Origin of the sequence: Pseudomonas persica (assembly GCF_900291015.1) — a bacterium.
Taxonomy (GTDB): domain Bacteria; phylum Pseudomonadota; class Gammaproteobacteria; order Pseudomonadales; family Pseudomonadaceae; genus Aquipseudomonas.
The window spans coordinates 41,436-59,565 of the sequence record NZ_OLKL01000044.1; the positions used below are offsets into that span (position 1 = coordinate 41,436).

The window sequence follows — 18,130 nt, forward strand, 5'->3', positions numbered from 1 at the left end:
GTTACTCCATGAAGCCTTGCAGCTTCAGCTCGATCGAGCGCGGGTTCTCACCCTCGGCAATAGACAGCAGGCCCTCGAGCAGCATCTCGCGGTAACGCGACTGGCGCATGACGACGGCCTTGAGCTTGCTGGCGATCGGCAGCAGCACCAGGTTGGCGCTGGCCACCCCGTAGATGGTCGCGACAAAGGCCACGGCAATGCCGTTGCCCAGCTGCGACGGGTCGGCCAGGTTGCCCATCACGTGGATGAGGCCCATCACCGCACCGATGATGCCGATGGTCGGCGCGTAGCCACCCATGCTCTCGAACACCTTCGCGGCCTGGATATCGCGGCTTTCCTGAGTCAGAAAATCGACTTCGAGGATGCTGCGGATGGCCTCTGGCTCGGCGCCATCCACCAGCAGCTGCAGGCCCTTGCGCGCATACGGGTCAGGCTCGCTGTCGGCCACCCCTTCCAGGCCCAGCAGGCCTTCCTTGCGCGCGGTCAGGCTCCAGTTGACGACGCGGTCGACCCCGCCCGCCAGGTCGACCCGTGGCGGAAACAGGATCCAGCGCAGAATCTGCAGAGCACGCTTGAACGACGGCAGTGGCGACTGCAGCAAGGCCGCCGCCAGGGTGCCGCCCAGCACGATCAGCGCCGCCGGGCCATTGATCAGGGCACCGACATGGCCGCCTTCGAGGAAGTTACCACCGACGATGGCGACAAAGGCGAGGATCAGGCCGATCAGGCTGAGCACGTCCATCAGACGCACGCCTCCACCAGGTGCTTGCCGATTTCGTCCAGGCTGTATACCGCGTCGGCCAGGTTGGCCTTGACGATGGCCATGGGCATGCCATAGATCACGCAGCTGGCTTCATCCTGGGCCCACACCGTGCTGCCGGCCTGTTTGAGCAGGCGCGCACCTTCGCGGCCATCGGCGCCCATGCCGGTAAGCACCACCGACAGCACCTTGTCGCCATACGACTTGGCCGCCGAGGCGAAGGTGATATCCACGCACGGTTTGTAGTTCAGGCGCTCGTCACCGGGCAGGATTTTCACCGTGCCACGGCCGTCGATCATCATCTGCTTGCCGCCGGGGGCCAGCAGGGCCAGGCCCGGGCGCAGCATGTCGCCGTCCTCGGCTTCCTTGACGCTGATGCGGCACAGCTTGTCCAGGCGTTCGGCAAAGGCCTTGGTGAACGCCGCCGGCATGTGCTGGATCAGCACGATCGGTGCCGGGAAGTTGGCCGGCAGCTGGGTCAGCACCCGCTGCAGGGCAACCGGACCACCTGTGGAGGTGCCGATGGCCACCAGCTTGTAAGGCTTGCGCCTGGGTGCAGGCGAGTGCGCTGGCGCCGCTGCCAGCGCCGCTGCACGGGCAGGCGCAGGTGTGCGCGCCGCTGCCGGGCTGGCAAAACTGCTGGCGGGTGTGTGGCTGCTGCTTGCTGGCGCAGGTGCGGCGACCGGCGCATGGCTTGCGTAGCTGCCAACACGGCGGTTGCTGCGGGAAATGGTATGCACCTTCTCGCACAGCAGCTGCTTGACCTTTTCGGGATTGCGCGAGATGTCCTCGAAGTTCTTCGGCAGGTAATCCACCGCCCCGGCATCCAGTGCATCGAGAGTGACACGGGCGCCTTCGTGGGTCAGCGACGAGAACATCAACACCGGCGTCGGGCAGCGCTGCATGATGTGCCGCACCGCGGTGATGCCGTCCATCATGGGCATTTCGTAGTCCATGGTGATGACATCGGGCTTGAGCGCCAGCGCCTGGTCGATTGCTTCCTTGCCGTTGGTCGCGGTACCCACTACCTGGATCGTCGGATCCGCCGAGAGGATTTCCGAGACGCGGCGGCGGAAGAAACCGGAATCATCCACCACCAGGACCTTGACTGCCATAAACACTCCATTAGGCGGCGCAACCCGCCAGGGTGCGCCACCGAAATCAAATACGCCGCGCGGCGTAACGCTTGAGCATGCTCGGGACGTCGAGAATCAACGCGATGCGACCGTCGCCGGTGATGGTGGCCCCGGACATGCCCGGGGTGCCCTGCAGCATCTTGCCCAACGGCTTGATTACCACCTCTTCCTGGCCTACCAGTTGATCGACGACAAAACCGATGCGCTGGGTGCCGACCGACAGGATCACCACATGACCCTCGTGCTGCTCTTCGTGCACCTGGCCCTGGACCAGCCAGCGCTTGAGGTAGAACAGCGGCAGCGCCTTGTCGCGCACGATCACCACTTCCTGGCCGTCGACCACATTGGTGCGCGACAGGTCGAGGTGGAAGATCTCGTTGACGTTGACCAGCGGGAAGGCGAACGCCTGGTTGCCCAGCATCACCATCAGGGTCGGCATGATCGCCAGGGTCAGCGGCACCTTGATGACGATCTTCGAGCCCTGGCCCTTGGCCGAGAAGATGTTGATCGAGCCGTTGAGCTGGGAGATCTTGGTCTTCACCACGTCCATGCCCACACCGCGGCCGGACACGTCGGAAATCTCGGTCTTGGTCGAGAAGCCCGGGGCGAAGATCAGGTTGTAGCAGTCCGACTCGCTCAGGCGATCGGCGGCATCCTTGTCCATCAGGCCCTTTTCCACGGCCTTGGCGCGCAGGATGTTGGGGTCCATGCCCTTGCCGTCGTCAGAGATCGACAGCAGGATGTGGTCGCCCTCCTGCTCGGCCGACAGCACCACGCGGCCGGTGCGCGCCTTGCCGGAAGCTTCACGCTCATCGGGCATTTCCACGCCATGGTCGACGGCGTTGCGCACCAGGTGCACCAACGGGTCGGCCAGGGCCTCGACCAGGTTCTTGTCAAGGTCGGTCTCTTCGCCGACCAGCTCCAGGTTGATCTCTTTCTTCAGCTGGCGGGCCAGGTCGCGTACCAGGCGCGGGAAGCGGCCGAAGACTTTCTTGATCGGCTGCATGCGGGTTTTCATCACCGCGGTCTGCAGGTCGGCGGTGACCACGTCGAGGTTGGATACGGCCTTGGACATGGCCTCGTCGCCACTGTTCAGGCCCAGGCGCACCAGGCGGTTACGCACCAGCACCAGTTCGCCGACCATGTTCATGATCTCGTCCAGGCGCGCGGTGTCGACCCGCACGGTGGTTTCCGCTTCGCTGACGACATGCTTGTCGGCGGCCGGGGCCGGGGCGCGGGGTGCTGCGGCCGGTTTGCTGGCAGGTGCCGATACCGGCGCAGCAGCAGCTGGCTTGGCCACGGGCTGGCTGTCGGCCTTGGCCGCGGCCGGCGCTTGCACCTTGGCCGCAGCCGGGGCATCGACGGCGGCAACATCGCCGCCGAACTTGCCCTTGCCGTGCAACTGGTCCAGCAGCGCCTCGAACTCGTGCTCGCTGATTTCGTCGCCGGCTGCACTGGTGTCAGCTGCGGCAGGCGCCGGCGCCTTGGCGCCGGGCAAGGCATCGGCCTGGAAGGTGCCCTTGCCATGCAACTGGTCCAGCAGCGATTCGAATTCGGCGTCGGTAATTTCGTCGCTGGCCGCTGCCGGCGCGCTGGCGACCGGCTGCGCGGCAACCTCGGCGCTGAACTGGCCTTTGCCGTGCAGTTGGTCGAGCAGCGACTCGAACTCGGTGTCGGTGATTTCGTCACCTTCGCCGCTGACGGTTTCGCCTTGCATCTGCTCGTCGGCCGCAGCTTGTGCCTTGACCGCATCGAGCGAATCGAGCAGCTGTTCGAACTCGCTGTCGGTGATGTCCTGCTCCTCGGCCGGCGCTTCGGCAAGCGGCTCCGGCGCCGCCGCGGCAGGCGCTTCAACGGCTTCGGCGCCCCCCGGCTCGGCAAGACGTGACAACGCCGCCAGCAGCTCGGGGGTGGCTGCGGTCACTTCGGCACGCTCGCGCACCTGGCCAAACATGCTGTTGACCGTGTCCAGTGCTTCGAGCACCACATCCATCAGTTCCGCGTCGACCCGGCGCTCACCTTTGCGCAGGATGTCGAACACGTTCTCGGCGATATGGCAGCACTCCACCAGCTCGTTCAGCTGAAGGAAGCCGGCGCCCCCTTTTACAGTGTGGAAACCGCGAAAGATCGCATTGAGCAGGTCGGCATCGTCGGGCCGGCTTTCCAGCTCGACCAGTTGCTCGGACAGTTGCTCAAGAATTTCGCCGGCTTCTACCAGGAAATCCTGGAGGATTTCTTCATCGGCGCCGAAGCTCATCAAACGTGCTCCTTAAAAACCCAGGCTGGACAGCAGATCATCGACATCGTCCTGACCGGACACGACATCTTCACGCTTATCGGCATGAATCTGCGGACCTTCACCCCGAGTCGGATGTTTTTCTCGATCTTTTTCTGCGCGCAGTTGATCGTGGTCATGCTGGATACCAGCAAAGCGGTCGACCTGGCTGGCCATCAGCACCAGTTTGAGCAGGTTGTTTTCCACCTCGGTAACCAGGGTGGTGACGCGCTTGATCACCTGGCCGGTCAGGTCCTGATAGTCCTGGGCCAGCAGAATGTCGTTGAGGTGGCCGGCAACCTTGCGGTTACCTTCGGCGCTGTGCGTCAGGAAACTGTCGACGCGTTTGACCAGGTCACGGAACTCCGGCGCGGCCACTTCGCGGCGCATGAAGCGTTGCCAGTCGGTGCTCAGGGCCTTGGCCTCGCTGGCCAGGTCGTTGAGCACCGGGGTGCTCTCCTCGACCAGGTCCATGGTGCGGTTGGCCGCGCCCTCGGTGAGCTTGACCACGTACGACAGGCGTTCGGTGGCGTCGGTTATCTGCGACACCTCCTCGGCCTGCGGCATGGTCGGGTCGATCTGGAAACTGACGATGGCACTGTGCAGCTCGCGGGTCAGCTTGCCGACTTCCTGGTACAGGCCGCGGTCGCGGGTCTGGTTCAGCTCGTGAATCAGCTGCACCGCCTCGCCGAAACGGCCCCGCTCCAGGCTTTCGACCAGCTCCTGGGCATGCTTCTTCAGGGTCGATTCGAACTCGCCCAAAGACGTTTGTGATGAATCCATGGCGCCCCCCCTGACGTGACTCAGCCGTTGACGCGTTCGAAGATCTTCTCGATCTTTTCTTTGAGCACCTGGGCGGTGAACGGCTTGACCACGTAGCCATTGACGCCGGCCTGGGCCGCTTCGATGATCTGGTCGCGCTTGGCCTCGGCAGTCACCATCAGTACCGGCATGCTTTTCAGTTTGTCGCTGGCACGCACTTTACGCAGCAGGTCGATGCCGGACATGCCAGGCATGTTCCAGTCGGTCACCAGGAAATCGTAGTGGCCGCTTTCCAGCATCGGCAGCGCCGTGATGCCGTCATCGGCTTCGTCGGTGTTGGTGAAGCCCAGGTCACGCAACAGGTTCTTGATGATTCGCCGCATCGTCGAAAAGTCGTCAACGATGAGGATTTTCATGTTCTTGTCCAATCTAGACCTCCAAGCAGTCTCAAGCGTGCCCGGCCTACCGGGCACGCACTCATTCAATTCGGTACAACGTGGAAAAGGACTGCAACGACAGCGGGCTCAACGCGCCCGCCATTCCCCCAGGCGGCTGCGCAGGCGCGCAGCACACTGGCTGTGCAACTGGCTGACCCGCGACTCGCTGACCCCAAGCACCTCACCAATTTCCTTGAGGTTCAGCTCCTCGTCGTAGTACAGCGCCAGCACCAGGCGTTCACGCTCCGGCAGATTGGCGATGGCCTCGGTCAGGGCAACCTGAAAGCGCTCGTCCTCCAGGCCACGCGCGGGCTCGACCTGGCCACTGGCGCCATCCTCATGCAACCCTTCGTGCTCGCCGTCCTGCAACAGGTCGTCGAAGCTGAACAGGCGGCTGCCCAGGGTATCGTTCAAGATCCCGTAGTAATCATCGAGACTCAATTGGAGTTCGGCAGCAACTTCATGATCTTTAGCGTCACGGCCGGTTCTGGCTTCCACTGCACGCATCGCGTCACTGACCATGCGCGTGTTGCGGTGCACCGAACGCGGTGCCCAGTCGCCCTTGCGCACTTCGTCCAGCATGGCCCCGCGAATGCGGATGCCGGCATAGGTTTCAAAGCTGGCGCCCTTGCTGGCGTCGTACTTGTTGGCCACTTCCAGCAGGCCGATCATGCCGGCCTGGATCAGGTCCTCGACCTGCACGTTGGCCGGCAGCCGCGCCAGCAGGTGGTAGGCGATGCGCTTGACCAGTGGGGCGTAGCGTTCGATCAGCTCGTACTGGGCGTCTTTCGACGCCCGGCTGTACATCTTGAAGCCGCTGGCACTCATAGCACAGGTCCCGCGCTGGTGGGTTGCACCAGGCGCTCGACAAAGAACTCCAGGTGACCGCGCGGGTTGGCCGGCAGCGGCCAGCTGTCGACCTTCTGGGCAATTGCCTTGAAGGCCAGCGCGCACTTGGAGCGCGGGAAAGCTTCGTAGACCGCGCGCTGTTTCTGCACCGCCTTGCGCACGCACTCGTCATATGGCACGGCGCCCACGTACTGCAGGGCAACGTCGAGGAAGCGGTCGGTGACCTTGGTCAGCTTGGCGAACAGGTTGCGCCCTTCCTGCGGGCTCTGCGCCATGTTGGCCAGCACACGGAAACGGTTCATGCCGTAGTCGCGGTTGAGCAACTTGATCAGGGCGTAGGCATCGGTGATCGAGGTGGGCTCGTCGCATACCACCAGCAACACTTCCTGAGCGGCGCGGACGAAGCTGACCACCGAGTCACCGATACCGGCCGCAGTGTCGATCACCAGCACATCAAGGTTGTCGCCAATTTCGCTGAACGCCTGGATCAGCCCGGCATGCTGGGCAGGAGCCAGGTGCACCATGCTCTGCGTGCCCGAGGCCGCCGGCACGATGCGCACACCACCGGGGCCCTGCAGCATCACGTCACGCAGCTCGCAGCGCCCTTCAATGACATCGGCCAAGGTCCGCTTGGGAGTGAGGCCCAGCAGCACGTCGACATTGGCCAGGCCCAGGTCGGCGTCGAGCAGCATGACCCTGCGACCAAGCTCGGCCAACGCCAGGGACAGGTTCACTGAAACGTTAGTCTTGCCGACGCCACCTTTGCCGCCGGTCACGGCAATCACCTGTACGGGATGCATGCTACCCATGTCTGTTCTTTACCTTATCTCGCGGGGACTCAGGCCACACGCGGGGGAATTGTAGATACCCCTTGGTATAGCTACCTTGCATACGTTTCATCATCAACCCGCTCTCCTTGGGTTGTGATAGAGATCAGCGAACATGTCGGCCATGGCCTCTTCGCTGGGCTCGTCCTGCTGCTGCACATTGACCGCGCGGGTGACCAACTGGTGCCCCCGAGGCAGGTGCAGGTCGTCAGGAATGCGCGGCCCATCGGTCAGGTAGGCCACTGGCAGTTCATGACTGATGGCAAGGCTCAGCACGTCGCCAAGGCTCGCCGTCTCATCGAGTTTGGTCAGTATGCAACCGGCCAGGCCGCAGCGCTTGTAGCTGTGGTAGGCGGCGGTCAGCACCTGCTTCTGGCTGGTGGTGGCCAGCACCAGGTAGTTCTTCGCGGCAATGCCACGCCCGGCCAGGGTTTCCAGTTGCATGCGCAGGGCCGGGTCGCTGGCCTGCAGGCCGGCGGTATCGATCAGCACCACGCGCTTGCGCAGCAGCGGCTCCAGCGCCGCGGCCAGCGACTGGCCCGGATCGACATAGGTCACCGGCACGTTGAGGATGCGACCGAGGGTCTTGAGCTGCTCCTGGGCGCCGATGCGGAAGCTGTCCATGCTCACCAGCGCCAGGTTCTGCGCGCCGTACTTGAGCACGTAGCGGGCGGCCAGCTTGGCCAGGGTGGTGGTCTTGCCCATGCCGGCCGGGCCGACCATGGCGATCACCCCGCCCTCTTCGATCGGCTCGATCTCGGGGATTTCGATCATCCGCGCCAGGTGCGCCAGCAGCATGCGCCAGGCCTGGCGTGGCTCGTCGATCTCGGCGGTCAGGTCCAGCAGCTCGCGGGCGATCGGCCCGGACAGGCCGATGCGCTGCAGGCGGCGCCAGACGGTGGCCTGCTGCGGCTTGCTACCCTGCAGCTGATTCCAGGCCAGCGAGCCGAGCTGCACTTCCAGCAGCTCGCGCAGGCCCGACAGCTCGGAGCGCATGGCATCGAACAGGCGCGGGTCGACCGGTGCCGACGCTGGGGCTGCAACAGCGGCCTCGGGAACATCGACGTGCGGCTCGATCAACGGCTCGGCGGCGGTCAGCGACTGCCCGGCGAACAATTGGCGGTTGTTGTCGCTGCTGTCCTGACGGTGGCCCAGCTCGGCCTGGGCAGTGGCAATACGCGTATGGGTCTTGCGCAGCTCTTCTTCCAGCTCGGCGTTGGGCACACGCGGGGCCAGGGCGGACAGCTTGTAGTCCAGCGCGGCCGTCAGCTCGACACCGCCGGCGATGCGGCGGTTGCCTATGATGGCGGCATCGGCGCCCAGCTCATCACGGACCAGCTTCATGGCCTGACGCATATCGGCGGCGAAAAATCGCTTAACTTGCATTATCCCCTACCTCAGCCGTTAGGGCCCACGGTGGCAACGATGGTGACTTGCTTGTTGTCAGGTATTTCCTGATACGCCAGAACATGCAAATTCGGTACAGCCAGGCGACCGAAACGCGACAGCATGGCGCGGATCGGGCCGGCGACCAGGAGGATGGCCGGCTGACCCTGCATTTCCTGGCGCTGGGCCGCTTCGATCAGCGAACGCTGCAGCTTCTCGGCCATGCTCGGTTCCAGAAGAACACCGTCTTCCTGACCTTGCCCGGCCCTTTGCAGACTATTGAGCAAAATCTGTTCCAACCTCGGCTCCAGGGTAATCACGGGCAGCTCCGACTCAACGCCGACAATGCTTTGCACGATGGCGCGACACAATCCGACGCGCACTGCCGCCACCAGCGCGGCGGTATCTTGACTCTTGCCGGCGTTGTTCGCGATCGCCTCGGCGATGCTGCGAATATCGCGCACCGGCACCTGTTCCGACAACAGCGCTTGCAGCACCTTGAGCAGACCCGACAAGGAAATGACACCCGGTACCAGCTCTTCTGCAAGTTTAGGCGATGCCTTGGCCAACACCTGCAGCAGTTGCTGGACCTCTTCGTGACCGATCAGCTCGTGGCAGTGCTTCTGCAGGATCTGGTTGAGGTGAGTGGCCACCACGGTACTGGCGTCGACCACGGTGTAGCCCAGCGACTGCGCCTGGGAGCGCTGGCCGACGTCGATCCACACGGCCTCCAGGCCAAACGCCGGGTCGCGTGCGGCAATGCCGTTGAGGCTGCCGAACACCTGCCCCGGGTTGATGGCCAGCTCGCGGTCCGGGTAGATCTCGGCTTCGGCCAGGATCACCCCCATCAGGGTCAGGCGATAGGCGCTGGGTTGCAGGTCGAGGTTGTCACGGATGTGCACGGTGGGCATGAGGAAGCCCAGGTCTTGCGACAGCTTCTTGCGCACCCCCTTGATCCGCGCCAGCAACTGGCCGCCCTGGTTGCGATCGACCAGCGGGATCAGCCGGTAGCCAACCTCCAGGCCGATCATGTCGATCGGCGTGACGTCATCCCAGCCCAACTCCTTGGTTTCCAGCGCACGCTGTGGCGAGGGCAGCAGGTCCTGCTGGCGCTGCGCTTCCTGCTGCGCCTGCAGCTTGGCCTTCTGCTGTTTCTTCCATACCAGGTAGGCGCCGCCACCGGCCAGCAGGCCGAGGCTGAGGAAGGCCACGTGCGGCATGCCCGGCACCAGGCCCATGACGATCATCAACGCACCGGACACCGCCAGGGCCTTGGGCGAATCGAACATCTGCCGGTTGATCAGCTTGCCCATGTCCTCCGAGCCCGAGGCGCGGGTGACCATGATCGCGGCGGCAGTGGACAGCAGCAGTGATGGCAATTGCGCCACCAAACCGTCACCGATGGTCAACAGGGCATACACCTTGCCGGCATCGCCGAAGCTCATACCATGCTGCAGCATGCCGATCAGCATGCCGCCGATCAGGTTGATGAACAGGATCAGCAAGCCGGCGATGGCGTCACCACGCACGAACTTGCTGGCACCGTCCATCGAGCCGTAGAACTCGGCCTCCTGCGCCACCTCGGCCCGGCGGAGCTTGGCCTGGGCCTGGTCGATCAGGCCGGCGTTGAGGTCGGCGTCGATGGCCATCTGCTTGCCGGGCATGGCGTCGAGGGTGAAACGCGCACTGACTTCCGAGATACGCCCGGCGCCCTTGGTCACCACCACGAAGTTGATGATCATGAGGATGGCGAACACCACGGCGCCGACTACGTAGTTACCGCCGATCACCACCTCACCGAAGGCCTGGATCACCTTACCGGCGGCACCATGGCCTTCCTGGCCATGCAGCATGACCACGCGAGTGGAGGCCACGTTCAGGGCCAGACGCAACAGCGTGGCCACCAGCAGGATGGTGGGGAAGGCAGCGAAATCGAGCGGGCGCAGGGCGTACACGCAGACCAGCAGCACCACGATCGACAGGGCGATGTTGAAGGTGAAGAACACGTCGAGCAGGAACGGCGGTATCGGCAACATCATCATTGCCAACATCACCAGCAGCAACAGCGGCACACCCAGGTTGCCCCGGCCGAGCCCGACCAGGTTGTTACGGGCGTTGCTGATTAACTGAGTGCGATCCACCGCGAGTCCTCTTGATGCAAAACTTTGACGCACAGGGGGCGCCTGGCGCTGGCATTGCAAGAAGCTTTCCAACTTTGCTCGACGGGGGATTTATGTTGCCTGTTCCGGCCTCTTCGCGGGTGAACCCGCTCCCACAGGGACCGCACAGCTTTCAAGGCCCGCAGAGGACCTGTAGGAGCGGGTTTACCCGCGAAAGGGCCAGAAGCCCTGACACAAGGTCAACTGTCGCGACGCAGGTCCGGCGGGATCGGCAGGTCGTCCTTCAGCGGCTCCGGGCGCTTGCCCTTGCCAGCGCGGTACTGGCGGATCTGGAACACATAGGCCAGCACCTGCGCCACCGCCAGGTACAAACCGGCAGGGATTTCCTGCTCAAGTTCGGTGGAGTAGTAGATCGCCCGCGCCAGGGCCGGCGATTCGAGGATCTGGATCTTGTGCTCCACGCCGATCTCGCGAATCTTCAAGGCAATGAAGTCCGTTCCCTTGGCCAGCAGCAATGGCGCCGCCCCGCCTTTCTCCGGGTCGTATTGCAAGGCCACCGCATAATGCGTCGGGTTGGTGATGATCACGTCTGCTTCGGGCACAGCCGCCATCATGCGCCGCTGCGACACCTCGCGCTGCAGTTGGCGAATACGCTGCTTGACCTCGGGCTTGCCTTCGCTGTCCTTGTACTCGTCCTTGATTTCCTGCTTGGTCATCTTCAGCTTCTTGTGTGTCTGCCACAGCTGGAACGGCACGTCCGCCGCCGCAATCAGCAACAGCCCGGCGGACATCCACAACGCACTCCAGCCCACTACCTGCAGACTGTGGATGATCGCCTGCTCCAGCGGCTCGTTGGCGATCGACAGCAAGGCCTGGCGATCGTTGACCAGCACCACCACCGCCACCACCAGGATCACGAAGAACTTGGCCAGCGCCTTGAGCAGCTCGGTCAGGGCATTCATCGAGAACATGCGCTTGATCCCCGACAGCGGGTTCATGCGGCTGAACTTGGGCTGCAACAGGCTACCGGAAAACAGGAAACCGCCAAGGGCGATAGGCGCCACGAAAGAGATCACGAACAGCAGGATCAGCACTGGCTGGGTCGCCCATATCGCCATCTTGCCCGAGGACATCAGGAAGGCGCCCATGGCCCGCTCATCGACGATGATGTCGCGGGTCAGGCTGAAGTTCATGCGCATCATCTCCAGCAGCGTCTCGGCCAGGTGACCACCGAACGCCAGCAGGCCACCGGCGCCGGCCAAGGTCACCGCCACCGTGTTCAGCTCCTTGGAACGCGCAATCTCGCCTTTCTCGCGGGCATCGCGCTTGCGTTTCTCGGTGGGGTCTTCTGTCTTGTCCTGACCGCTCTCGCTTTCCGCCATGCTCAGCGCGCCCTCGCCAGTTCACGCAGCCATTGCAGCGCTTCGCTGGCCAATGCCTGGTAGTGGGACAGCACGTCGGCCAGGCCGACCCAGAAAATGAACATGCCCATGACCAGGGTCAGCGGGAAACCGATGGAGAAGATGTTCAGCTGCGGTGCGGCGCGAGTCATCACACCGAAGGCAATGTTCACCACCAGCAGCGCGGCGATCACCGGCAGAATCAGCAGCAGGCCGGCGGCGAACACCCAGCCCAGGCGCCCGGCCAGCGCCCAGAAATGGTTGACCACCAGCGCGTTGCCCACCGGCAAGGTGGTAAAGCTTTCGGTCAGCACCTCGAACACCACCAGGTGGCCGTTCATCAGCAGGAACAACACGCTCACCAGCATGGTCATGAACTGGCTGACCACCGCGACGTTGACACCGTTGGCCGGGTCGACCATCGAAGCGAAGGCCATGCCCATCTGCACCGCGACGATCTGCCCGGCAATCACGAAGACCTGGAACAGCAGCTGCAAGGCCAGGCCGAACAGCGCGCCGACGATGATCTGCTCGGCGCACAGCAGCAAACCGCGCAGGCTCAACGGGTCGAATTCAGGCAGGGGCGGCAGCGCTGGCACGATCACCACGGTAATTGCCACCGCCACGTACAGGCGCACCCGCGCCGGCAACATGCGGGTGCCGAAGATCGGCATGGTCATCAGCACCGCGGTCACCCTGAACAACGGCAGGATGAAGGTGGCGACCCAGGTGCCGATCTGCGTATCGCTCAGCTCAAGCATCGCTGCGTCAACCGATCAGATGCGGGATGTTGGTATACAGGCTGGTGATGTACTCCATGAACTTCTGCACCAGCCACGGCCCGGCAACGATCAGCGTGATCAGCATCACCAGCAGGCGTGGCAGAAAGCTCAAGGTCTGTTCGTTGATCTGCGTGGCGGCCTGGAACATCGCCACCACCAGGCCCACCAGCAGGCTTGGCACCACCAGCACGGCTACCATCAAGGTGGTCAGCCACAAGGCATCGCGGAACAGGTCGACAGCTACTTCAGGTGTCATCGGCGGCTCTCCTTGACGGCGTCAGACGCCGCCGAAACTGCTGGCCAAGGTGCCCATGATCAGCGCCCAGCCATCGACCAGCACGAACAGCATGATCTTGAACGGCAACGAGATGATCAGCGGCGACAGCATCATCATGCCCATGGCCATCAGCACACTGGCCACCACCATGTCGATGATCAGGAACGGGATGAAGATCATGAAGCCGATCTGGAACGCGGTCTTCAGCTCGGAGGTGACGAACGCCGGCACCAGGATCGTCAGCGGCACCTGCTCCGGGCCGGCGATGTCGGTGCGCTTGGACAGGCGCATGAACAGGTCGAGGTCGCTTTGCCGGGTTTGCGCCAGCATGAAGTCCTTGAGCGGCCCCTGGGCCTTGTCGATGGCCTGCTGGGCGGTCATCTGTTCCTTCAGGTATGGCTGCAGCGCATCCTGGTTCACCCGGTCGAATACCGGGGCCATGATGAACAGGGTCAGGAACAGCGCCATGCCGGTGAGCAACTGGTTCGACGGCGTCTGCTGCAGGCCCAGCGCCTGACGCAGGATCGAGAACACGATGATGATGCGGGTGAAGCTGGTCATCAGGATGACGAACGCCGGGATGAAGCTGAGCGCCGTCATGATCAGCAGGATTTGCAGGCTGACCGAATACTCCTGCTGCCCATCCGGAGTATTGGACAGGGTAATGGCCGGGATCGACAGCGGGTCGGCGGCCAGGGCCAGCGGCGCAGCCAGCAGCAGCACCAAAATCAACAACATACGCAGCGCGCCGCTCATCACTTCTTGTCCTTAGGGTCCTTGCCCATCAGCTCCATCAGCCGCTGGGCAAACTCCGGCGTCGCCTGGCGGGCGCTTTCCGGCACTTCCACGGGTTCGGCCAGCACATGCAGGGCCTCGATGCTGCCGGGGGTATGGCCGATCAGGATCTGCGCCTTGCCCACCTGCACCAGCAACAGGCGATCACGCGGGCCGATGGCCCGACTGCCGACGATCTCGATCACCTGCCCGCCCTTCACCGCCGTGCTCTGCAGACGCCGCAGCAACCAGGCCAGGAGGAAGATCAGGCCGACCACCAGCAGCAGGCCGAAGACCATCTGCGCCAGTTGCCCGCCGAGGCTGCCAGGCGCCGCTGCCGGGGTCGCCGTCGGCGTGGCCGCAGCCAGGCAAGCCTGGCTGGCGAGCAGCGCGGCGAACGCCATGACGGCGCGCATCGTGCCCTGCACTCAGCGCAGCTTCTTGATACGTTCGCTGGGGCTGATCACGTCGGTCAGGCGGATGCCGAACTTCTCGTTGACCACCACCACTTCGCCATGGGCGATCAGCGTGCCGTTGACCAGTACATCGAGCGGCTCACCGGCCAGGCGGTCGAGCTCGATTACCGAACCCTGGTTGAGCTGCAACAAGTTGCGGATGTTGATCTCGGTGCTGCCCACTTCCATGGAGATGCTCACCGGAATGTCCAGGATCACGTCCAGGTTCGGCCCTTCGAGGCTGACGTTTTCGCTCGGCTTCGGCGAGCTGGCGAACTCTTCCATTGGCAAGCGACCCGGGCCGCCGATGCTGCTGCCGGTGTCGCCCCCCAGCAGTGCATCAATGTCGGCCTGGCCGGCTGCACCGGTTTCTTCCAGTGCCGCAGCCCACTCATCGGCCAGCGCCTGGTCCTCTGGGGAGGTGATCTCGTTTTCGTTAGCCATGATTTCCTCGACAGGCATTCAATACGTTATGAGCGACCGGCACGCCGTCAGCGGCGTTCGATCGGGTCGATGATCTGCAGCGCCAGGTTGCCTTTGTGCGAACCCAGGCGCGCCTTGAACGAAGGCACGCCATTGGCACGCAGCACCAGGTGCTCGGGCAGCTCCACCGGGATCACGTCGCCAGGCTGCATGTGCAGGATGTCGCGCAGTTTCAGCTGGCGCCGGGCGACCGTGGCGCTCACCGGCACAGCCACGTCCAGCACGTCCTCGCGCAGGGCCTTGACCCAGCGCTCGTCCTGGTCGTCCAGGTCGGACTGGAAACCGGCATCGAGCATCTCCCGCACCGGCTCGATCATCGAGTACGGCATGGTCACGTGCAGGTCGCCGCCACCGCCGTCCAGCTCGATGTGGAAGGTCGACACCACCACCGCCTCGCTGGGGCCGACGATGTTGGCCATGGCCGGGTTGACCTCGGAGTTCATGTACTCGAAGGTAACCGGCATGATTGCCTGCCAGGCTTCCTTGAGGTCGACGAAGCACTGGTCCAGCACCATGCGCACCACCCGCAACTCGGTGGGGGTGAACTCGCGGCCTTCGATCTTGGCGTGGCGGCCGTCGCCACCGAAGAAGTTGTCCACCAGCTTGAACACCAGCTTGGCGTCAAGGATGAACAGCGAGGTACCGCGCAGCGGCTTGATCTTGACCAGGTTGAGGCTGGTCGGCACGTACAGCGAGTGCACGTATTCGCCGAACTTCATCACCTGCACGCCACCCACCGCCACGTCGGCGGAGCGACGCAGCAGGTTGAACATGCTAATACGGGTGTAACGGGCGAAGCGCTCGTTGATCATTTCCAGGGTCGGCATGCGACCCCGGACGATACGGTCCTGACTGGTCAGGTCGTAGCTTTTGATACTGCCAGGCTCGGATGCACTCTCGGTCTGCACCAGCCCGTCGTCGACACCATGCAACAGGGCATCGATTTCATCCTGGGACAGCAGGTCCTGTACGGCCATTGCGGACTCCTACTGCAATACGAAATTGGTGAACAGCAACTGGTCGACGACCGGCTTGCCGACTTCCTTCTGCGCCACTTCCTGGACCACCGCAGTGGCCTTCTGGCGCAGCATTTCCTGCCCGACCGGGCTGCCGGCCAGGGCGTCGAAGCCTTGCCCGGAGAACATCATCACCAGGTTGTTGCGGATCACCGGCATGTGCACCTTGAGGGCATCCAGGTCAGCCTGGTTGCGCGCTTGCAGGGTGATGCTCACCTGCATGTAGCGCTGGCGACCGTTCTGGTTGAAGTTGACCACGAAGGCCGGGGCCAGCGCTTCGTAGATGGCCGCAGGCTTGACGTTGCTGGCTGCAGGTTCGGCGGCCGGGGCCGGCTCGCTCTTGTGCATGATGAACCAGGTAGCGCCCACCGAAAGGCCGATCGCCAGCAACAGGCCCACTACCGCCAGCAGGATCAACTTGAGTTTGCCTTTAGTGGCGGGGTCTTTGACTGCTTCGCTCTTCGCCATGCCAATAATCCGTCGTCCATCGGGGGTTCAAGGGAGGATGGCTTGGCCTGAGCAAGTGTTATGCCAGATTTTGCAGAAGGGAGTTTTCGGCAGGGACAACTGTGCTGGCTTCTTCGCGGGTGAACCCGCTCCCACAGGACCTCCACAGGTTTCGAGTCCTGCATTGTACTTGTGGGAGCGGGTTTACCCGCAAAGAGACCAGCACAGGCAATCGAGATCTACGCGTAATAATCGACCGCACTGTCGCCAACAATCACCTGCTGCTCCACAGGCCGGGCGCTATCGACCGCCTCGTCCCCACCCTGCTCGGCCCGGCGCGCCATCACCCCGGACAGGTTGCTGCCCTGCGCCTGCTGCTGTTGTTGTTGCTGCCCGCGCGACTGATCGGCCACGTTGACATCCGGCTGCGCCAGCCCCTGCTGGGCGAACAGCTCGCGCAGGCGGTGCACCTGGCTGTCGAGGGCGTCCCGCACGCCGGCGTGGCCGCTGATGAAGGTGACCTGGGTCGACTGGTCCGCCGCAACATTGACGCGAATGTCCAGGCGGCCCAGCTCCGCTGGTTCCAGCTGGATATCCGCCGACTTGAGGTTCTGGCTGGACAGGTACATGACCCGGTTGACCAGGCCCTCGGCCCAGGCGTTCTGGTTCATCGGCAAGGGTTGGTGCAACGGCCCGGAATTGGCCGGCACGGCATTGGTGGTCTTGGCCGTGGCGGCCTGGGTCAGGTTTGCCAGGCGGCTGGCGAAATCGTCGACGCGCGTATCGCTGCTGGCGCTCTTGGTGTCTTTCAGGCCATCTTCGAGCAAGGCACCAAAGGCCTTGTCGCCAGGCTCACCCGTTTCACCCTCGCCATTCTCGACCAGATTCGCCAAGGTATTGACGGCCACCTGCCCCTCTTCGCCCTGAGCTTGCGCAGGGTCCAGGGCATGTGCCGAGGTCACCCCCTTGGCCTGTGCACTATGCTCCAGCGCCAGGCGCAAGGTAGGCAGGCCGGCCAAAGGGTCGGCTTCAGGATCGAAGGCTTCCTCGGTGGCCGGCTCCTCGGGCAGTGCGGCCGTGACCTGCGTGGTGGCGGCCTGCAACACCGGCGCCACCGCCTCGGCCTGGGCCTGGATCAGTTGTGCGCCAGGCTGGGCGTCGGTGACCTGGCCGGCAACCAGGCTGGCATCGCGCAAGCCGGTGTCGGCCTGAGCCTGATCGTCGGCTGGCAATTGTTTGCCGTCATCGGCAACCGCAGGTTTGTCGGCAGCGGCTTTCTTGCCGCCCTGCGCCACCTCGGGCTTGTCCTTGGGCTTGGCCTGAGCGACCTTGTCGTCCTGCCCGACGGCCTTGTCGCGGCCCTGCCGGGCCATCACCTGGTCGAAGCCGTCGCTCTTGTCGCCCAGCGCCTGCAGCGGCTTGTCGGCCTGTGCGGTGGCCGAACGCGAGGTGTTGGCAATGGCGTAGGCTTGCAACAATGGGTTGGATGCGACAGGCATCGAGCGGTCTCCGCGCCAGAAACAAAAAAATAATCCAGCCAGAGACAGGCAAGACTCGCGCCAAGTCGCGTATCAGCCCGCCGAAATGCGTTGCTGCTCACCCCGGTAGAAGCGCTGCACCTCAAGGAATTCCTGATCGATACGATTGACCAGGTCCTCGATGCCAAACAGCGGGGGCCGCCGCGCACGCTCTTCCAGCTGCTGGCACAGGCTGGCCAGGGCTATCGCGCCCATGTTGCTGCTGCTGCCTTTGAAACTGTGGGCGGCCGAACCGAGCTCTTCGGCACTTTTGGCCGCGTGCAGCTGGCCCAGGCGCCGTTCGGAGTCGTCAAGAAAAGTCTGCACCAACTGCAGGTAGCCATCCTCCATGACTTCACGCAGGTCGCTGAGTACCTTGTGGTCAATATGCATGTCAGTCACTTGTTCACTCCTTGATCAAGCCAGA

General features: G+C 63.7%; 19 protein-coding genes. All 19 read right to left on the reverse strand.

Annotated features, from left to right (window positions below; translation table 11 throughout):
• Position 1: 1 nt before the first annotated feature.
• The 19 genes from FQ664_RS20210 to FQ664_RS20300 all read right to left on the reverse strand — a co-directional run bounded on the left by FQ664_RS20210 (position 2) and on the right by FQ664_RS20300 (position 18,105).
• Positions 2-742: a flagellar motor protein gene (locus FQ664_RS20210; RefSeq protein ID WP_144174513.1), complete on the reverse strand. Its 741-nt coding sequence runs from the start codon at positions 740-742 to the stop codon at positions 2-4.
• A complete protein-coding gene (locus FQ664_RS20215) occupies positions 742-1,875 on the reverse strand; it encodes a protein-glutamate methylesterase/protein-glutamine glutaminase (protein WP_144174414.1) in 1,134 nt (377 codons plus the stop codon). Before FQ664_RS20215 ends, FQ664_RS20210 begins: the two co-directional genes overlap by 1 nt.
• 46 nt (positions 1,876-1,921) lie before the next feature.
• Positions 1,922-4,153, reverse strand: coding sequence for a chemotaxis protein CheA (locus FQ664_RS20220; protein WP_144174416.1), 2,232 nt, complete (start codon positions 4,151-4,153; stop codon positions 1,922-1,924).
• 12 nt (positions 4,154-4,165) lie between these two features.
• Positions 4,166-4,954, reverse strand: a complete 789-nt coding sequence (locus tag FQ664_RS20225) for a protein phosphatase CheZ (protein ID WP_144174418.1) — start codon at positions 4,952-4,954, stop codon at positions 4,166-4,168.
• Positions 4,955-4,974: 20 nt separating this feature from the next.
• On the reverse strand, positions 4,975-5,349 hold the full coding sequence (locus tag FQ664_RS20230) for a chemotaxis response regulator CheY (RefSeq protein WP_178091023.1): 375 nt from the start codon (positions 5,347-5,349) through the stop codon (positions 4,975-4,977).
• Between the two features lie 108 nt (positions 5,350-5,457).
• Positions 5,458-6,198, reverse strand: coding sequence for an RNA polymerase sigma factor FliA (fliA, locus tag FQ664_RS20235; RefSeq protein WP_056805242.1), 741 nt, complete (start codon positions 6,196-6,198; stop codon positions 5,458-5,460).
• Positions 6,195-7,028 (reverse strand): flagellar synthesis regulator FleN, encoded by an 834-nt coding sequence (fleN, locus tag FQ664_RS20240; RefSeq protein WP_003254408.1) that lies wholly within the window; start codon positions 7,026-7,028, stop codon positions 6,195-6,197. The genes fliA and fleN overlap by 4 nt, the downstream gene beginning before the upstream one ends.
• Before the next feature lie 93 nt (positions 7,029-7,121).
• A complete protein-coding gene (gene flhF / locus FQ664_RS20245) occupies positions 7,122-8,432 on the reverse strand; it encodes a flagellar biosynthesis GTPase FlhF (protein WP_144174422.1) in 1,311 nt (436 codons plus the stop codon).
• Positions 8,433-8,443: 11 nt separating this feature from the next.
• Positions 8,444-10,573 carry a flagellar biosynthesis protein FlhA gene (gene flhA, locus FQ664_RS20250; RefSeq protein WP_144174424.1) on the reverse strand — a complete coding sequence of 710 codons (2,130 nt, stop codon included), beginning with the start codon at positions 10,571-10,573 and terminating at the stop codon, positions 8,444-8,446.
• Between the two features lie 218 nt (positions 10,574-10,791).
• Positions 10,792-11,934, reverse strand: coding sequence for a flagellar biosynthesis protein FlhB (gene flhB, locus FQ664_RS20255; RefSeq protein WP_144174425.1), 1,143 nt, complete (start codon positions 11,932-11,934; stop codon positions 10,792-10,794).
• Between the two features lie 2 nt (positions 11,935-11,936).
• Complete coding sequence (fliR, locus tag FQ664_RS20260) at positions 11,937-12,713, reverse strand: flagellar biosynthetic protein FliR (protein ID WP_144174427.1); 777 nt, start codon at positions 12,711-12,713, stop codon at positions 11,937-11,939.
• A gap of 7 nt (positions 12,714-12,720) precedes the next feature.
• Positions 12,721-12,990 carry a flagellar biosynthesis protein FliQ gene (fliQ, locus tag FQ664_RS20265; RefSeq protein WP_144174429.1) on the reverse strand — a complete coding sequence of 90 codons (270 nt, stop codon included), beginning with the start codon at positions 12,988-12,990 and terminating at the stop codon, positions 12,721-12,723.
• A gap of 21 nt (positions 12,991-13,011) precedes the next feature.
• The gene (gene fliP / locus FQ664_RS20270) at positions 13,012-13,767 is read right to left on the reverse strand and encodes a flagellar type III secretion system pore protein FliP (RefSeq protein ID WP_144174431.1); all 756 of its coding nucleotides are present in this window, start codon (positions 13,765-13,767) and stop codon (positions 13,012-13,014) included.
• Positions 13,767-14,201, reverse strand: a complete 435-nt coding sequence (gene fliO / locus FQ664_RS20275; protein ID WP_144174433.1) for a flagellar biosynthetic protein FliO — start codon at positions 14,199-14,201, stop codon at positions 13,767-13,769. The genes fliP and fliO overlap by 1 nt, the downstream gene beginning before the upstream one ends.
• Positions 14,202-14,213: 12 nt before the next feature.
• A complete protein-coding gene (fliN, locus tag FQ664_RS20280; RefSeq protein WP_144174435.1) occupies positions 14,214-14,684 on the reverse strand; it encodes a flagellar motor switch protein FliN in 471 nt (156 codons plus the stop codon).
• Positions 14,685-14,731: 47 nt separating this feature from the next.
• Positions 14,732-15,700, reverse strand: coding sequence for a flagellar motor switch protein FliM (gene fliM / locus FQ664_RS20285; protein ID WP_144174437.1), 969 nt, complete (start codon positions 15,698-15,700; stop codon positions 14,732-14,734).
• Between the two features lie 9 nt (positions 15,701-15,709).
• Positions 15,710-16,207, reverse strand: a complete 498-nt coding sequence (fliL, locus tag FQ664_RS20290) for a flagellar basal body-associated protein FliL (protein ID WP_144174439.1) — start codon at positions 16,205-16,207, stop codon at positions 15,710-15,712.
• 218 nt (positions 16,208-16,425) lie between these two features.
• Positions 16,426-17,685 (reverse strand): flagellar hook-length control protein FliK, encoded by a 1,260-nt coding sequence (locus tag FQ664_RS20295; protein ID WP_144174441.1) that lies wholly within the window; start codon positions 17,683-17,685, stop codon positions 16,426-16,428.
• A gap of 72 nt (positions 17,686-17,757) precedes the next feature.
• Positions 17,758-18,105: an Hpt domain-containing protein gene (locus FQ664_RS20300; protein ID WP_144174443.1), complete on the reverse strand. Its 348-nt coding sequence runs from the start codon at positions 18,103-18,105 to the stop codon at positions 17,758-17,760.
• Positions 18,106-18,130: the final 25 nt, after the last annotated feature.

Bases quoted from the DNA above. Each gene is read 5' to 3' on its own strand.
- fliO (WP_144174433.1), bottom strand. From the start codon at position 14,201: ATGCGCGCCGTCATGGCGTTCGCCGCGCTGCTCGCCAGCCAGGCTTGC.
- fliN (WP_144174435.1), bottom strand. From the start codon at position 14,684: ATGGCTAACGAAAACGAGATCACCTCCCCAGAGGACCAGGCGCTGGCC.
- fliM (WP_144174437.1), bottom strand. From the start codon at position 15,700: ATGGCCGTACAGGACCTGCTGTCCCAGGATGAAATCGATGCCCTGTTG.
- FQ664_RS20215 (WP_144174414.1), bottom strand. From the start codon at position 1,875: ATGGCAGTCAAGGTCCTGGTGGTGGATGATTCCGGTTTCTTCCGCCGC.
- fliL (WP_144174439.1), bottom strand. From the start codon at position 16,207: ATGGCGAAGAGCGAAGCAGTCAAAGACCCCGCCACTAAAGGCAAACTC.
- fliP (WP_144174431.1), bottom strand. From the start codon at position 13,767: ATGAGCGGCGCGCTGCGTATGTTGTTGATTTTGGTGCTGCTGCTGGCT.
- FQ664_RS20225 (WP_144174418.1), bottom strand. From the start codon at position 4,954: ATGGATTCATCACAAACGTCTTTGGGCGAGTTCGAATCGACCCTGAAG.
- flhB (WP_144174425.1), bottom strand. From the start codon at position 11,934: ATGGCGGAAAGCGAGAGCGGTCAGGACAAGACAGAAGACCCCACCGAG.
- fliR (WP_144174427.1), bottom strand. From the start codon at position 12,713: ATGCTTGAGCTGAGCGATACGCAGATCGGCACCTGGGTCGCCACCTTC.
- fliA (WP_056805242.1), bottom strand. From the start codon at position 6,198: ATGAGTGCCAGCGGCTTCAAGATGTACAGCCGGGCGTCGAAAGACGCC.
- fleN (WP_003254408.1), bottom strand. From the start codon at position 7,028: ATGGGTAGCATGCATCCCGTACAGGTGATTGCCGTGACCGGCGGCAAA.
- flhF (WP_144174422.1), bottom strand. From the start codon at position 8,432: ATGCAAGTTAAGCGATTTTTCGCCGCCGATATGCGTCAGGCCATGAAG.
- FQ664_RS20230 (WP_178091023.1), bottom strand. From the start codon at position 5,349: ATGAAAATCCTCATCGTTGACGACTTTTCGACGATGCGGCGAATCATC.
- FQ664_RS20220 (WP_144174416.1), bottom strand. From the start codon at position 4,153: ATGAGCTTCGGCGCCGATGAAGAAATCCTCCAGGATTTCCTGGTAGAA.
- fliQ (WP_144174429.1), bottom strand. From the start codon at position 12,990: ATGACACCTGAAGTAGCTGTCGACCTGTTCCGCGATGCCTTGTGGCTG.
- FQ664_RS20295 (WP_144174441.1), bottom strand. From the start codon at position 17,685: ATGCCTGTCGCATCCAACCCATTGTTGCAAGCCTACGCCATTGCCAAC.
- FQ664_RS20210 (WP_144174513.1), bottom strand. From the start codon at position 742: ATGGACGTGCTCAGCCTGATCGGCCTGATCCTCGCCTTTGTCGCCATC.